The sequence below is a fragment of the Lysinibacillus sp. Y5S-8 genome (genome assembly GCF_036894365.1).
In the GTDB taxonomy this organism is placed as follows: Bacteria; Bacillota; Bacilli; order Bacillales_A; family Planococcaceae; genus Lysinibacillus; species Lysinibacillus fusiformis_D.
The window spans coordinates 1625642-1640888 of record NZ_CP145889.1; the positions used below are offsets into that span (position 1 = coordinate 1625642).

The 15247-nt window shown below is 39.1% G+C and carries 14 protein-coding genes; 10 read left to right on the forward strand and 4 right to left on the reverse strand.

Going from position 1 to position 15247, the window contains the following annotated elements; translation table 11 throughout:
• Window positions 1-62 precede the first annotated feature (62 nt).
• On the reverse strand, window positions 63-710 hold the full coding sequence (locus V6670_RS07650; protein WP_141904153.1) for a TetR/AcrR family transcriptional regulator: 648 nt from the start codon (window positions 708-710) through the stop codon (window positions 63-65).
• A gap of 322 nt (window positions 711-1032) precedes the next feature.
• On the opposite strand from V6670_RS07650, the gene V6670_RS07655 reads away from it, so the two are divergent.
• The 7 genes from V6670_RS07655 (at window position 1033) to V6670_RS07685 (ending at window position 7843) form a co-directional block, all read left to right on the forward strand.
• Window positions 1033-3066: a CocE/NonD family hydrolase gene (locus tag V6670_RS07655; RefSeq protein ID WP_338653417.1), complete on the forward strand. Its 2034-nt coding sequence runs from the start codon at window positions 1033-1035 to the stop codon at window positions 3064-3066.
• A gap of 22 nt (window positions 3067-3088) precedes the next feature.
• Window positions 3089-4387, forward strand: coding sequence for an MFS transporter (locus V6670_RS07660; RefSeq protein WP_186436136.1), 1299 nt, complete (start codon window positions 3089-3091; stop codon window positions 4385-4387).
• Window positions 4388-4562: 175 nt separating this feature from the next.
• A complete protein-coding gene (locus V6670_RS07665; RefSeq protein WP_338653418.1) occupies window positions 4563-5330 on the forward strand; it encodes an isocitrate lyase/phosphoenolpyruvate mutase family protein in 768 nt (255 codons plus the stop codon).
• 25 nt (window positions 5331-5355) lie between these two features.
• On the forward strand, window positions 5356-5913 hold the full coding sequence (locus V6670_RS07670; protein ID WP_338653419.1) for an Ada metal-binding domain-containing protein: 558 nt from the start codon (window positions 5356-5358) through the stop codon (window positions 5911-5913).
• Between the two features lie 14 nt (window positions 5914-5927).
• Complete coding sequence (locus tag V6670_RS07675) at window positions 5928-6842, forward strand: DNA-3-methyladenine glycosylase (RefSeq protein WP_338653421.1); 915 nt, start codon at window positions 5928-5930, stop codon at window positions 6840-6842.
• The gene (locus tag V6670_RS07680; RefSeq protein ID WP_338653423.1) at window positions 6829-7314 is read left to right on the forward strand and encodes a methylated-DNA--[protein]-cysteine S-methyltransferase; all 486 of its coding nucleotides are present in this window, start codon (window positions 6829-6831) and stop codon (window positions 7312-7314) included. Before V6670_RS07675 ends, V6670_RS07680 begins: the two co-directional genes overlap by 14 nt.
• 199 nt (window positions 7315-7513) lie before the next feature.
• Window positions 7514-7843 carry a DUF378 domain-containing protein gene (locus tag V6670_RS07685; protein WP_058844635.1) on the forward strand — a complete coding sequence of 110 codons (330 nt, stop codon included), beginning with the start codon at window positions 7514-7516 and terminating at the stop codon, window positions 7841-7843.
• A gap of 107 nt (window positions 7844-7950) precedes the next feature.
• Here the strand turns inward: V6670_RS07685 and V6670_RS07690 are convergent, their stop codons facing one another.
• Both V6670_RS07690 and V6670_RS07695 read right to left on the reverse strand, forming a co-directional pair.
• Window positions 7951-9471, reverse strand: a complete 1521-nt coding sequence (locus V6670_RS07690) for a CoA-acylating methylmalonate-semialdehyde dehydrogenase (protein WP_338653425.1) — start codon at window positions 9469-9471, stop codon at window positions 7951-7953.
• Window positions 9472-9484: 13 nt separating this feature from the next.
• Window positions 9485-10846, reverse strand: coding sequence for an aspartate aminotransferase family protein (locus V6670_RS07695; protein WP_338653427.1), 1362 nt, complete (start codon window positions 10844-10846; stop codon window positions 9485-9487).
• A gap of 36 nt (window positions 10847-10882) precedes the next feature.
• Here V6670_RS07695 and V6670_RS07700 point away from each other — a divergent pair, with 36 nt between their 5' ends.
• Window positions 10883-11098 (forward strand): hypothetical protein, encoded by a 216-nt coding sequence (locus tag V6670_RS07700; protein WP_338653429.1) that lies wholly within the window; start codon window positions 10883-10885, stop codon window positions 11096-11098.
• Between the two features lie 129 nt (window positions 11099-11227).
• Here V6670_RS07700 and V6670_RS07705 read toward each other — a convergent pair whose 3' ends face one another.
• On the reverse strand, window positions 11228-12397 hold the full coding sequence (locus tag V6670_RS07705; protein ID WP_338653431.1) for a PucR family transcriptional regulator ligand-binding domain-containing protein: 1170 nt from the start codon (window positions 12395-12397) through the stop codon (window positions 11228-11230).
• Window positions 12398-12537: 140 nt separating this feature from the next.
• Here V6670_RS07705 and V6670_RS07710 point away from each other — a divergent pair, with 140 nt between their 5' ends.
• The gene (locus tag V6670_RS07710) at window positions 12538-13782 is read left to right on the forward strand and encodes a Zn-dependent hydrolase (RefSeq protein ID WP_338653433.1); all 1245 of its coding nucleotides are present in this window, start codon (window positions 12538-12540) and stop codon (window positions 13780-13782) included.
• Between the two features lie 44 nt (window positions 13783-13826).
• A complete protein-coding gene (gene hydA / locus V6670_RS07715) occupies window positions 13827-15230 on the forward strand; it encodes a dihydropyrimidinase (protein ID WP_338653435.1) in 1404 nt (467 codons plus the stop codon).
• Window positions 15231-15247 lie beyond the last annotated feature (17 nt).

A 15247-nucleotide genomic window follows, 5' to 3' on the forward strand; every position in this document is an offset into this window, starting at 1 on the left:
AGAAGGGGTTTAACTATTGTATTGAAGGGTTTGATAATATTATTTTGCTATCATAATCACTGTTACTTATTTTTATTTTGCACATCAAAAAGGTTGGCGTTTCGAACAATCTCAGTAATATAGTTCATGACGATTTCCGTTGCTTGTTGAACATCATAGCTTTTTCGATTATTTAATAGGTTGGTAAACATGCCTTGCCAAATTAATAGTGTGATTTCATTAATGGCATCTACATTACCCTCGGTTAAGTAACCTTCTTTTAAAGCGATCTCTAACATAGAACGCCCCCGTTTTGTCAGACTATGTTGAAATAGAATGGTCTTTAAATCTTCGGGAATATTGATTAAATCATTAGGGTAAAAATTATAATAGTTTTCCAATAGTTTTTCTGGCGTTTCTCCCAAGTCCATGATGAAGACCGCATGAAAAATTTGTGGTTGTTTAAAAGAGTATTGGCAAAAACATTCCCATGCTAATAAATATTTTTCAATGGGATCCTTGCCTCTTTCTATGTAACGAGCAACTTCGTTGGTATAGTCTTGCATACATCTCATCGATGCAAAAAATAGAAGATGAGAGATTTCTGAAAAATAATTGTAGATGGTTGCACTATTATAACCAGCTTTATCAGCAACCTTTCTAATCGTGACATTTTCCAGTCCTTCTTCTTCAATAATATCCGCTGTGGCGTCTACAAAGTATTTCCACATACGGCTCCTTTGTATTTCCTTTTTCTTCAAAGTAAAATCCCCCTGACGCACAATTATAATGTAAAATCATTATTTAAATGTATATATTTACCTTTTATTAACTAATTTAAACTTATTATAGCATAACAATTTCAATTTCCTTCTTCCATTATAGCATTAGCTTTTGGCATTTTCAGAGTTGTGCATTGGTTTTTCAGGTGATATACTAATCACAATTATTTTATAATCATGATTACTGAATAATTAAGATTCTGAATAATTAGATGAAGTGGATGTTAGAACAAAGAGCAATGGATTCAGACACAAGGGGAGGATTTATTCAATGAGTAAAAAAATCGTGACACAATTTGAGTGTACATATGAAACAATCGAAAACACATGGATTCAGTTAGCAGACGGCACAAAGCTTTCTAGTCGTATTTGGCTACCAACAGTGGAGGCAGGACAGAAAGTACCAGCTATTTTAGAGTATATTCCTTATCGTAAAACAGATGGTACAAGAGCGAGAGATGAGCCTATGCATGGTTATTTTGCGGGACATGGCTATGCTGTTGTTCGAGTAGATATGCGAGGTTCAGGTGAGTCAGATGGTTTACTAAAAGATGAATATTTAAAGCAAGAGCAGGATGATGCACTTGAAGTAATTGAATGGATAGCCAATCAAAGTTGGTGTGATGGCAATATCGGTATGATGGGGAAATCGTGGGGTGGATTTAATTCTCTGCAAGTAGCAGCTCGTAGACCGAAGGCGTTAAAGGCGATTATTACAGTAGGCTTTACAGATGATCGTTATAACAATGACATTCACTATAAGGGTGGGTGTTTATTAAACGATAACTTCTGGTGGGGGGCTATTATGTTAGCCTATCAGCTACGTCCAATTGATCCACATATTGTCGGTGATAACTGGCGTGATAAATGGATGGAACGATTAGAAAATATGCCTTTGTGGATGGCACAGTGGATGGAGCATCAAACAAGAGACGACTATTGGAAACATGGTTCAGTTTGTGAGAATTATAATGACATAGAAATTCCTGTTTTTGCGCTAGATGGCTGGGAAGATTCCTATACAAATACTGTTTTAAGTTTAATGGAAGGGCTTTCTGTTCCTAGAAAGGGCATTATTGGCCCATGGGCACATGTTTACCCGCAGGACGGGATCCCTGGTCCAGCAATGGGCTTTTTACAAGAAGCCGTGAAATGGTGGGATCATTGGTTAAAAGGAATAGCCAATGATGTAATGGATGGACCGATGGTGAATGTCTGGGTAGAAGAAAGCATGGAACCATCCGTTAAGAAACCAATCAGCAAAGGATACTGGGTTGGACTAGAATCATGGCCAGCAGCGGAAGCGGTACAAACAAAGGTGTATCAATTGACACATGGTAAATTATTAGAACAGCGCCGTAATCAACAAGAGCAAGTACAATTAAAAACACCACAAAATCATGGTTTATTATCAGGAGAATGGATGGGAGCTGGTGTTCTAGGAGAAAGTCCAGCAGACCAACGATTAGATGATGGAATGGCGATGGTTTTTGAAACGGATAGGCTAGAGAATCCACTAGAGATTGTGGGCTATCCAAAATTTGAAGTGGAATTAATGAGCGATAAACCACATGCGATGCTGTTTGCGCAGCTATCAGACGTAGCACCAGATGGGGCTGTAACACGTGTGTCCTATGGCGTGATGAATTTAACACACTTAAATGGACATGACTGTGTGGACCTGTTAACACCAGGTGAAAAAGTGAAGGCATTTGTCCAGTTAGATTGCTGTGGACATCAATTTAAAGCAGGGCATCGTTTACGCTTATCTTTAGCTACAACGTTTTGGCCGATGTTTTGGCCGATGCCAGAAGATGCTACATTGACATTGAATCTCGAAACAGCTACCTTATCATTGCCAACCTTCCATGGTCAACAAGTAGTTGGACCAAATATGAATCCTGAAAGCGCACCACTAACACCAATTACAACGCTACAAGAAGGAAGAGTTGATCGTTCTATTTCATACGATATTTTAACAGATACATGGACATGTATTACAGATGGGGTTGGAGGCGTATTTGGTGAAGGAATTTATCGCTTTGATGATATTGATGTCACTGTAGAACATAATTTAAAGCGAGAATTAACTTTATCGAATGCTGATCCACTGTCTGCTCAGTATACAATCTATCAAAAAATGAAAATCGGTCGTGAGGATTGGTGGATTGACGCTGATATTACTGTTACGAAAACATCGGATCGAGAAAACTTCCAAATTGTTGGGGAAATGGCGATCAAAGAAAATGACAAACAAGTTTTCCTTAAGGAATGGGATCAAAAAATTAAACGTCGTGGCTTATAAATAACATGTAAGGGGTAAATATATGGAAGCTAAGTTAAAAAAGAATACAGCTACATTAGTTATTTTAGCTGTTTCAGGTGCATTAATTTACGCATTGCCTTATTTTAGAAACTATTATTATGATGTCTTTCTGGAGGCGTTTCATTTAACTAATACACAAATGGGGACACTTGGTAGTGCGTATGGTGTTTGTTGTTTGATTTCCTATATTTTTGGAGGGTTTTGTGCAGACCGTTGGAAAACAAAATATTTATTAACCATTTCTTTAGTAGCCACAGGATTATTAGGTTTTACCTTATTATTGTATCCACCGTATCCAGTGCTGCTACTGATCCATGCTGCTTGGGGAATCACGTCGATTATGACATTCTGGGGAGCATTAGTAAAAGCTGTTCGTTCTTTAGGCTCTGAAAATGAACAAGGAAAAGCTTTCGGTTTTTTTGAAGGGGGTCGTGGCGTAACCAATATCATTCAATCTGCTTTGATTTTAGGAGTTTTTGCTTTTTTTGCCAAACATATGAGCGATAAAATGGCTCTCTCAGCAGTTATTACGGTGTATTCCGTGATTTGTCTTTTGTTAGGATTTATGATTATGATGCTTTATAAAGATCCTGACCAAACAACTGTAAGTCGTGAAGACAAGGAAGGCAGTAAATCATTTGATTGGGCAGTTCTTTGGAAAGTGTTAAAAATGCCAACTACTTGGCTTGCAACAATTCTTATTTTTACGTCTTATGCGATGATTATTAGCTATTATTACATCACACCTTATGCAACAGCTGCATTCGGTGCGTCTACGTTAATTGCTGCTGCTTTAGGCTACTTCTCTCAATATTGTCGTCCAATTGGTAGTTTTAGTGCAGGAATCATAGGCGATCGAATTGGCGTGTCTAATATGGTATTAATCGGCTATATTTTATTAGCGCTAGGTTTAGTGGGGCTTATTTTATTGCCAGGAAAAGCTTCTTTTATCCTTATGCTTTTGATATTTATTGGGATCATCTATACATCCATGTATGCCCTGCAAGCTATGCATTTTGCGATTTTAGTAGAAGGCGATTATCCTGTGGAATCAACAGGAACTGTCTCCATGCCATTGATGATTATTGGCTATAGTGGAGAAATTTTTATGCCGATTATTGCAGGTGCTTGTTTAGATTATTGGGGTGGCACAGCGGGCTACAAAGTATTCTTTGGTATTCTATTAGGCTTAGCCATTATTGGGTTTATTACAGTGGTCATTTGGCAACGTGTAACGAAAGAAAAACGACAAGAGATTGCCTTACAGCGTAAGCATGCAAAGGAACAGGCGCTTACTTAATGTAGTTTGATTTGAAATAACATGAAAAGACGTCAGGACAAAGCGATTGTTTTGGACGTCTTTTTTTGTATGCTCCTATTGCGTCCAACGAGACCATAATAGCAAGATTGAGGACGAAATAAGTGGAGAATTCCTGATAATATGAGGTCAATCAAACAGTATGGAGGCTTTCGATATGTCAAAAATTCAGGAATTCAATGATTTACATTGTTCACAAGAGCTGTTGTTTTTAGGAAATGCTTGGGATGTATTATCGGCATTAGCATTAGAAAAAGCAGGTTTTCAGGCGATTGGCACAACTAGCTGGGGTATAGCGAATTCATTAGGCTATGCTGACGGTGAATGGATAGACTTTCAACACCATCTAAATATTATTCAAGCTATTGCAGAGCAGGTGAACATCCCAGTATCTGCGGATATTGAAGCGGGGTATGGTCATGATGAACAAAGTATTATCGACAATGTGTTAAGAACAGCAGATGTTGGAGTAGCAGGAATTAACATCGAGGATTCCTTTAAAAAGCAAACTGGATTAAGAAATATAACAAAACACTGTCACCTGCTAACAAATATGAGGGCAAGGCTAGATAATCATGGCTATAAAGATTTCTTTATTAACGCAAGAACAGATACGTATTTGCTGCTAAAGCATCCGTTCGAGGAAACCATGACGAGAGCACAAGCTTATAGCGAGAGCGGAGCAAGCGGGGTCTTTATCCCAGGCTTAATAGATATCAATGAAATAAGTGCTATCACAAGCAATGTGGATGCACCCATCAATCTTCTTTCTTTACCAGGATTAACAAATTGCCAACTATTAAAAGAATTAAGGGTAAGGCGTTTGAGCTTTGGCAATGCACTTTCAGATAAAATCATTGCCTATTTATCACAGCATGCTGCACAATTAGTAAAAGACCAAGATACTTCTTCTTTATTTGTGTAATCTATGAAATCGAGGTGGTTCATTCGTGGACAATCCAATCAATTTATCCTTTGAGGAAAAGTGGGAAAAAATCATAGCATGTGATCAAACTTATGATGGGCTATTTTATACGGCAGTTAAAACCACTAAAATATATTGCCGTCCTTCCTGTAAATCAAGAAAACCGAAAAAGGTGAATGTTGAATTTTATGAAGATATTCAAGAAGTAGAGGCAGTCGGCTATCGTGCATGTAAACGTTGTCAGCCTGAAATAGAACATTCACCACATACCCAATTGATTAAAAATATTACAGCATTTATCATCAACGAGTATAAACAAAAGCTGACATTACAGGATATGGCGGCGCATGTCGGCATCAGTCCATTTCATCTTGAACGATTATTTAAACAAGAAACAGAAGAGACTCCCAGAACATATCTAGAAAAAATAAGAATTGATAAAGCTGCCCACTTATTAAAGCATACAGATGCTACAAATTTAGAAATTTGCTATGAAGTAGGATTTCAAAGTCCATCCAATTTTTATAAAGTTTTTCGACGGTTGAAAAATTGTTCACCTACACAATATCGACACCTTTCATAGAAAGGAGACCTATTATGAATTGGATAAATGCCGATTGTTATTTAGTCATCGAACCACCAAAAGAATTCAATTATATGGAGTGTTTGCTGTTCTTAAAGCGCTCCAATCAAGAAAACTTGCATCATATAAAAAAGGACACACTCTTCAAATTATTAAAGATAAATGAACGGCTTATTTTATGTACCGTCACCAAGCAAGACAATAAAATAAAAGTATCCTTTCTGATGAATCAGCCAGCTGTCCATGAACGAGCAATCATCGTACAATATATAACAGAGTGGTTTGATTTAAACAGGAATTTGCAGGACTATTACCAGATGGCTGAACAGGATCAAATTTTATGTTCACTTACGAAAAAATATAGTGGATTACGCTTAATCGGAATTCCTGATTTATTTGAAGCACTGGTGTGGGCTATTATTGGACAACAAATCAATTTAACATTCGCTTATACGTTAAAAAAACGATTTGTAGAACATTTTGGAGAGCATGTTCACTTTAAGGGACAAAGCTACTGGCTCTTTCCGACACCAGAAAAAATAGCAGCCATTCAGGTAGAGGACTTGAGAAGCCTTCAATTTACATTGAGGAAATCAGAGTACATTATTGATATTGCGAAAAGTATAGCAAATGGTCAATTGACAAAAGGTTTATTGCGTCAAAAAGACGGCTACGAGGACATGAAAAAAAGTTTAATGGCTATTCGAGGCATTGGTGCATGGACAGCCGACTATGTGTTGATGAAATGTTTACAAGAGCCAGCTGCTTTCCCTATTGCGGATGTTGGATTGCATAATGCAATAAAAACACAATTAGCATTAGAGCGAAAACCAACGCTTGAGGAAATTCATCACTATGCGAAACATTGGCAAGGCTGGCAAGCTTATGCCACCTTTTATTTATGGAGGTCACTATATGAAACGGTATAAATTAGATTACAAATCGCCCATTGGAATTATTGAAATCGAAGGTAGTGAAACAGCTATTGATGGGATTAATTTTGCAGAGCGAGGGGAGATTGTCAATGTCCCTCAACAAGATACTCCTCAAGTGCTACTAACATGTGCTAAGCAATTGCATGAGTATTTTATTGGTGAACGTCATGCGTTTTCATTTCCCTACACCTTTAAAGGTACTGATTTTCAGCAAGCAGTTTGGCAAGCCTTACCTAGTATAGGCTATGGTGAAACAGCTTCTTATAAAGATATTGCAATGGCCATTAACAATGAAAAAGCTGTAAGAGCTGTCGGTAGTGCCAATGGCAAAAATAATATAAGCATTGTTGTTCCTTGCCATCGAATTATTGGCTCTAATGGAACGTTGACAGGGTATGGTGGCGGGATGTGGCGCAAAGAATGGCTACTTCAGCATGAGCAAACCTATAAAAATCTATCCAAGTAATGTTCGTTCATCGTCGTACCTTTCTTTGTGATAATAGCATCACTGCAATTCCATGCTGTATAAAAAAGTGGTTATTGCAAAAAATAAGACCGTCAAAATGGCGGTTTTAATGACTAGTCTTTGTCATTTTATCGCTTCTTATGACATCTCCCTGCTTGAAAATTTAGCTTGGAGTAAAGACGATAAAGGAGGTGTACGCATGAGCGTGCTTTATAGAATTGCCTTAGTATTAGTCATTATAGGTGCAATCAACTGGGGACTCATTGGATTCTTTAGATTTGATTTAGTTGCTTATTTGTTTGGTGGACAAACTGCGGTCTTATCTCGATGGATATATGCCCTTGTTGGACTTGCGGGTCTAATCACCATACCAATTCTTGTGAAGCGATTTGAAGACGAGGATGATGTAGATACATTCACTCGTATGGACAGAAATCCTAGCTATGGCATGGAGGCTGGGGAGGAAGCGGATTTCACTGGAGTAACAAAGACAGAAGTGAAAAAAGTGGAGAAAAAAGAGAACGACTAATCAATCTGCAAAAACTGGTGACCAATTTGGTTCGTCAGTTTTTTTATATAGAGCAAAAACATTCGCATGGCTCCTTTAAGAAGCAACACGAATGTTTATTTTAGTGATTAGTCTTGATTACTCGGAAAAGCAAAGGATGAGGTTACATCATTTCCTTGTTCCATCCATCTTTCTGATATGGTTTTCGCTTTAGTGAAGAAACGTACTTGGTCAGGGCCAAACATATGCCCTTCACCGAATCTTGAACGTTTCCAGCCACCGAAATTGTGATAGCCTACTGGAATAGGAATGGGCACGTTGACACCTACCATTCCAACTTCAAGTTCAGTGGTAAATTTCCGAGCAGCCGCACCATTGTTTGTAAAGATTGTCACACCATTCCCTAATTCATGGGCATTAATAAGAGCAATTGCTTCATCCAATGTAGCTACTCGAACAATATTCCGTGCAGGTCCAAATACTTCTTGCTCATAAATTTCCATCCCAGGCTTTACATGATCGAGTAGGGTAGGACCTAAATAGAAACCATTCGATTGCTTGGCGATATTAGGTTTTCTTCCATCACAGACGATTGTAGCACCTTCTTCCACGCTACGATCGATAAAACCAATAATGGCATCCTTGGACTGCTGTGTAATAACTGGTCCAAAATCGACTTCAGAGTCTGTATACGGACCCACTTTTAATTTGGCAATTTTATCAGCAAGAATACTGACTAATTTATTGGCTGTATCCTCACCTACAGGAATAATAGTTGAAATCGCCATACAACGCTGAGAGGCAGCTCCATAGGCAGCACCTAGAAAGGCATTGGCAACGTGCTCTAAGTCAGCATCTGGCATAACCACCATATTATTTTTACCACCACCTAACGCTGTCACACGTTTCCCATGTTTAGAGGCTGTGGCATAAATAGCTTCTGCGACGGGTGTAGAGCCTACAAAGGAAATTGCTTCAATGGCTGGGTTGCATAACAGCTCATTGACAGCCTCTTTATCGCCATTAATGACAGTCCAGACACCATCTGGTAAACCAGCTTCTTTCCATAGCTCTGATAAAAATAGAGCGGAGCAAGGAACACGCTCTGATGGCTTTAAAATCACACAATTTCCTACGGCTATCGCCATGCTTGTAATGGCTAGTGGAACCATTGCAGGGAAATTAAATGGTGAGATAGCCGCCACTACGCCTAATGGTACTTTCATCGAATAGGCATTGATATGACCACCCACATTAACGGAATATTCACCTTTTAGTAGATGTGGGGCATTAATAGCTAAATCTACTGACTCTAAACCTCGTATAATTTCGCCTTTTGCATCCTCCATTGTTTTGCCACTTTCAGTACAGATCATATCGATTAACTCATCCATATTTTCTGTTAATAGTTGGCGAAACTTTAGGACGATTTCTGCTCGTTTTCCAATAGATAAAGCGCGCCAAGCTGGGAAGGCTGCTTTGGCAGCTGTAATCGCATCCTGCACCTCCTCTGTTGTTGCTAAAGGAACACGAGCAATGACAGTGCCAGTACTTGGATTGTAAACATCTGATAACTGGCCACTTTTCCCTAAAATCGTTTGTCCATTGATAAAATGACCTAGCTCTTTTATGTCGGTATTCGTTACCATCTAGTCATTCCTCCTACAGTTTAATAGATTGTAATGCCTGCACAAATTTTTCAATAATAAAATCTTTCTCATCTGAGGAGACAATCAGTGGCGGAGATAATGTCAGTACATTATTGAAACCTGCAACGGTTACACCATTTTTCCCAATGATTAATCCGAGTTCCTTACATTGCGCAATCACTTTGTTTACAAGCGTAACATCGAGTGGTGTTTTGCTGTCTTTATCTTGAACAAGCTCAACGCCAATTAATAAGCCTTTCCCACGAATATCCCCAACATATGGATGTTCCTTTAATTGCTCCTGTAAGGTAGTCAGAAGAGTTGCTCCTAGCGAAGCAGACTGGGCAAATAAATCTTCCCGCTCCATTATTTCAATATTTTTTAGTGCTACTGCACATGCCGCTGGTGATCCACCGAATGTGTTGACATGGCGGAAAAAGTCATATTCCTCACTCCCTGCAAAAGCCTCATAAATTTCACGGCGAACAGCTGTAGCTGACAGAGGCATATAAGCACTTGTTAATCCTTTCGCCATTGTCACAATGTCAGGCTGGATGCCGTAATTTTGAAATCCAAAAGCTTTGCCAGTACGTCCAAAACCACAAATTACTTCATCGACAATAAGCAATGCACCATGCTTTTCACAAATAGCTTTGACCCCTTGTAAGTAATGGTCATGGGGCATAAGCACGCCACCACCAGTGATGATCGGCTCCATAATGATAGCTGCAATGGAATCGGACATTTCCCATGTCATAATATGATCAATCGCTTGAACGGATGGTAATGCACAAGGGTCCTTACTTTTAATATGATCTTCATTTGCACGATACGTGTCAGGCGGTGTGACGTGAAGAAAACCAGGTGCCAGTGGCTCATATTTATATTTTCGCTGAGCTTGTCCAGTAGCTGCCAAAGCACCCATTGAGCTCCCATGATAGGCACGATAACGAGAAATAATTTTCGTTCGATTGGCATGACCTTTTTGTTGATGATATTGTCTAGCGATTTTGAAGGCAGCCTCATTTGCTTCAGAGCCACTATTGGAGAAAAAGACGACATAATCATCTTCTAAAAGCTCACTAATTTTTTCGCTTAATTTAATGGCAGGAATATGCCCAACAGATAATGGTGTATACGTATTTTCAAGCAATTGCTCATAGGCAACTTTGGCAATGTCCTCTCGTCCATAGCCAACATTCACACACCATAAACCAGCCATAGCATCTAAATAGCGTTTTCCTTCAATGTCGGTAAGCCATGCTCCTTTAGAAGATTGGACAATCATCGTTGCATTCGGATTGTATGGCTTCATAGAGTGCCAAACAAATTGTTCATCTTTCACTTGCCAATTTGGGCTTGTTACATTAGTCACGAAGCTTCACTCCCTCTGTATAGGTGGTTGAATAGCATGCATATGTTTGTATCAGATGTGGACAACGAAAATGCACAGTTGACCCCATTTGTACTTTATATGTATGCCTTAAGTGTTTTAGAAGGGGTATTTATCTTAATTGAACTGAAGATTTCCTCCTACACTGAGGGAGATGAGTGTTTGCAGTGGGTATCCAATCAATCGCTGAAAGAAAAGAACACCGTCAAAAAACACCACGTTCTGTGGCAATGACGGTGTGACCAATATCATGTTGCCTCAAAATCTCTGGAGGATGTCGCAAATTTTGTAGCCGAGTTTTTTTGAAATGACTTGGAAAAACAGCAGAAGTGAAAAGATTGAAAAATCAGATAATTAAGTAATCTAGTGATGTGTTAAAACATCCTCAATTAAAAAGGCAATATACAGGTTAGTTTTCGTAAAGGGATTACTTAAGTCCATGTCCAATAGCATTTCGATTTTCTTTATTTTATAAAGAACCGTATTACGGTGAATAAATTGACGCTCACTAATCCTACTTGTACTGCCATTTTCTTCAACAAATATGCGTAAAAAAGGAACGTAATCTGTGTTGTGCAATTCATCATAGCGATAAAGCTGTCCTAAAATATCCTGACTGAAGGACTTCATCAAGGGCTGATTTTGCACAGCCATAAGTATTTTATAGGCACCAATTTCTTGATATTTGTATAAGTAACGGTTGTTATGAAGCTGTGCTAAATGAATGACAGTTAATGACTCATCATAGCTTTTACGAGCATTTTCTAGCTCTTTATAATAGTTCCCTTTTCCGATAATAATATCTAAGAAACCGTTTTTTAAGGTGATTTTTTCATAGATTTCTTCCACGACTTTTGAGAAGGGTACATTCGGTGTTATGATTTGAGCTTTATCAATTAGAAAAATGAGGTGATTTTTATGCTTTAATTTTAAGAAGCTTTGATAGCGATTTTGAAAAGCGAATTGCATCATCACCTCATAACGGTCAATAGAGGCTTGGGTACCAATGGTTGTGCAAGTAATGATCGCTAATTCTCTCCCGTGGGGAAATCCTAGCTGTGCTAGTTGATCTTTCATCGTGTTAGCGTTTTGTTTGTAGTGAAATAGTAGATTGAAAAGTACCTTTTCTTCGATGGAGAGCTCTTGATGATGGTTGGCAATAAATTGAAAAGTAGTTTTTAATAGATCGGCAATACGATAATTCCATGGCATTTGAAAAATAGGGAAATCATGTTGATTAGCGAAAGAGATGACGGCTTCTGGAATATCAGGAATGAAAGGCCCTGTATTAATGATAAAGCCAGCTACTTTTTTTGTGTAGGCTTGTTTGACAAGCTGTTCTAAGGAAGCTGCTTGTGCATCTAAATGAATGCCTGTTGTGACGACTAATTCATTAGGTCTACAAAACATGATTAAATCACTGCTCTCCACAACGTTAATACCAGTAACTCTGCGATACGTACCACTATGTCCAGCGACTAATGTGAGCATTGGGAATTGAACACCCTCTACAATTTTACGAATCGTCCCCATATTTACCCCCCTTAATTATGAACATAACTTACCATATATGATGTGCAGTTGCACATATTTTTTTAGTTTACTATCCATATCTCACAAGTTTTATTTATTTTAGAATGTTTAATAACTACTGTGAAAGAGAGGACTTGCATATGTATAAATGTAATAGTAGACGATTGCAAGAGTTAATTGAACAATTTAGTCAATTTGGCGCCACTGACAATGGTGGTGTCACACGTTTGTCTCTTTCGGATGAGGACGTTTTAGCAAGAAACTATTTTTGTAAGTGTTGTGAGACGTTAGGTATGAACATTCAGGTAGATGATATGGGGAATATTTATGCCACGCTTCCTGGGAAAAAGAATGTGCCGCCCATCGTTATGGGTTCCCATCTAGATTCTGTTGAAAAAGGTGGGAGATTTGATGGCGTGTTAGGCGTACTAACAGCTATCGAGGCCATTCGAACAATAAAGGAAAATGACATTGAAGTGGATATTCCACTCATGATTGTCAATTTCACGAACGAAGAGGGGGCACGTTTTGATCCAGCCATGATGAGTTCAGGGGTCATCACCTCGAAGTTTGATAAAGAAAAAATGCTGCAATCCACAGATAAAAATGGCATTCGCTTTCAAGAAGCATTACAAGCAAGTGGCTATGAAGGAGAGCAGATCAATCGTCTAAAAGAAGCACTGGCTTATATTGAATTGCATATTGAGCAAGGGCCAGTATTAGAGGCAAAACAACGTGAGATTGGTGTTGTTGAAGGTGTACTAGGCATGGTCTGCTACGAAATTACCATTACGGGGCAATCGAATCACGCAGGGACAACGCCAATGTCAATGCGCAAAGATCCGATGATTGTTGCATCGACGATCATGACAGAGCTCCATGAGCAATTAGGCAAGGTGGATGAACAGCTTGTGTTTACCTTTGGTCGTATGCATGTTTCTCCAAATATTCATACAGTTATCCCGAATAAGGTGACATTTACAATTGATTCCCGTCACCAAAAGCCAGAGGTCATGCAACAGGTTGAGGATATTCTCAATGCACTTCCAGAGACAGCAGGCGGATGCCATATACAGCCTGTCAAGCTATGGGGAAGAGATACCGTGCATTTCGATAGCGCCATTTGCAATGAAGTAGAAAGAGCATGTCAAAGCTTTGGTTACTCAGCTCATCGTATGTTTAGCGGCGCTGGTCATGATGCACAGTATATGGCAAGTATGGTTCCTTCCGCAATGATTTTTGTCCCAAGTATCGAAGGCAAGAGTCATTGTGAGGAAGAGGAAACAACCTTTGAGGATTGTGCAAAGGGAGCAGATATTCTATTAGAAACGGTGTTAACGCTACAAACAAAGTTTAGTCTGGGCGAGACATATACACTGCATTAAACATCAAGGATTCTCTAATTTTGTGATGAAGGGTGAGGGGCACAATGAAAAAAATCATTAAAGGTGGACGAGTTGCAACTGCTGCTGACGTATTTGAGGCAGATATTTTAATTGATAACGGTAAAATTGTTCAGATTGGACAAAATTTAACGGATGCTAATGCTGAAATAATTGATGCAACAGGTAAGTACGTATTACCTGGTGGCATTGATCCCCATACGCATTTAGATATGCCATTCAATAATACGGTGACAGATGATGATTGGAAATCAGGTACAATTGCAGCGGCCTATGGTGGGACAACTACTATTTTAGATTTCTGTTTAACAGCTGGGGAAGAAAAATTGTCTACAGCGGTGGAGAAATGGCATGACAAGGCTAAAGGAAAGTCAGCTATTGATTATGGTTTCCACCTAATGATTGGCGACTTAACACCTGAAACGGAAGCTGAATTACCGAAGCTACTGGAGCAAGAGGGCATTACCTCTGTAAAAGTCTTTATGGCGTATGCAAAAGAATTCCAAGCGACAGATCGTACTTTATTTAAAGCCTTTAAAATCGCTAAAGATCTTGGTGCTGTGGTGATGGTACATTGTGAGAATGGCTCTGTTATTGATGAGCTGGTAGAAGAAGCTCGACGTGCTGGTCATAAGGAACCCATTTATCATGCACTGACTCGTCCAGCCGAATTAGAGGGAGAGGCAACAAAGCGTGCCATCGAATTAGCCCATATTGCTGGAGCAAAGCTCTATGTGGTGCATGTGACATGTAAAGAAGCAGTGGATGAAATTATTGCTGCTCGTGAAAAAGGCTATGACGTCTATGGTGAAACTTGTCCGCCATATTTAACACTCGATCAATCAGCCTTAGCACAGCCAGGCTTTGAGGGAGCCAAATATGTATGGTCGCCACCACTTCGTCCGAAGTATCATCAAGAGCATTTATGGCATGCATTAAAGGCGAAACAGCTTCAGACCATTGGCTCAGATCAATGCTCCTTTAGCTTTAAGGGCAAAAAGCAGCTAGGCTTAAATGATTTCTCGAAAATTCCAAATGGCGGGCCATTCATTGAAGATCGATTCAGTATTTTATATTCGGAGGGCGTAGCAAAGGGGAGAATTTCGATCCATGAATTTGTGGATATGATTTCTACTAGTGCGGCAAAAATATTTGGCTTATTCCCGCAAAAAGGAACGATTGCGATTGGTTCTGATGCGGATATCGTTATTTTTGACCCAGAGGTAAAACGCCAAATTTCGGCTAAAACGCATCATATGAATGTTGACTATAACCCATATGAAGGCTGGGAAGTGACAGGGGAGCCTGTTAGTGTCCTAGTCCGAGGGGAATATGTCATTAAAAATAAAGAATTTGTAGGTATACTTGGCAGTGGACAATACATTAAACGTCCATTAAGAACAGTAGTTGCGGAAGCGTTAAATATTTAGCTTCCTTCAGTAGACGA

What these genes read in the sequence shown, in the direction of transcription:
- V6670_RS07650 (WP_141904153.1), bottom strand. Translation starts at nt 710, where the DNA reads ATGTGGAAATACTTTGTAGACGCCACAGCGGATATTATTGAAGAAGAA.
- V6670_RS07655 (WP_338653417.1), top strand. Translation starts at nt 1,033, where the DNA reads ATGAGTAAAAAAATCGTGACACAATTTGAGTGTACATATGAAACAATC.
- V6670_RS07660 (WP_186436136.1), top strand. Translation starts at nt 3,089, where the DNA reads ATGGAAGCTAAGTTAAAAAAGAATACAGCTACATTAGTTATTTTAGCT.
- V6670_RS07665 (WP_338653418.1), top strand. Translation starts at nt 4,563, where the DNA reads ATGTCAAAAATTCAGGAATTCAATGATTTACATTGTTCACAAGAGCTG.
- V6670_RS07675 (WP_338653421.1), top strand. Translation starts at nt 5,928, where the DNA reads ATGAATTGGATAAATGCCGATTGTTATTTAGTCATCGAACCACCAAAA.
- V6670_RS07680 (WP_338653423.1), top strand. Translation starts at nt 6,829, where the DNA reads ATGAAACGGTATAAATTAGATTACAAATCGCCCATTGGAATTATTGAA.
- V6670_RS07685 (WP_058844635.1), top strand. Translation starts at nt 7,514, where the DNA reads ATGAGCGTGCTTTATAGAATTGCCTTAGTATTAGTCATTATAGGTGCA.
- V6670_RS07690 (WP_338653425.1), bottom strand. Translation starts at nt 9,471, where the DNA reads ATGGTAACGAATACCGACATAAAAGAGCTAGGTCATTTTATCAATGGA.
- V6670_RS07700 (WP_338653429.1), top strand. Translation starts at nt 10,883, where the DNA reads ATGCATATGTTTGTATCAGATGTGGACAACGAAAATGCACAGTTGACC.
- V6670_RS07705 (WP_338653431.1), bottom strand. Translation starts at nt 12,397, where the DNA reads ATGGGGACGATTCGTAAAATTGTAGAGGGTGTTCAATTCCCAATGCTC.
- V6670_RS07710 (WP_338653433.1), top strand. Translation starts at nt 12,538, where the DNA reads ATGTATAAATGTAATAGTAGACGATTGCAAGAGTTAATTGAACAATTT.
- hydA (WP_338653435.1), top strand. Translation starts at nt 13,827, where the DNA reads ATGAAAAAAATCATTAAAGGTGGACGAGTTGCAACTGCTGCTGACGTA.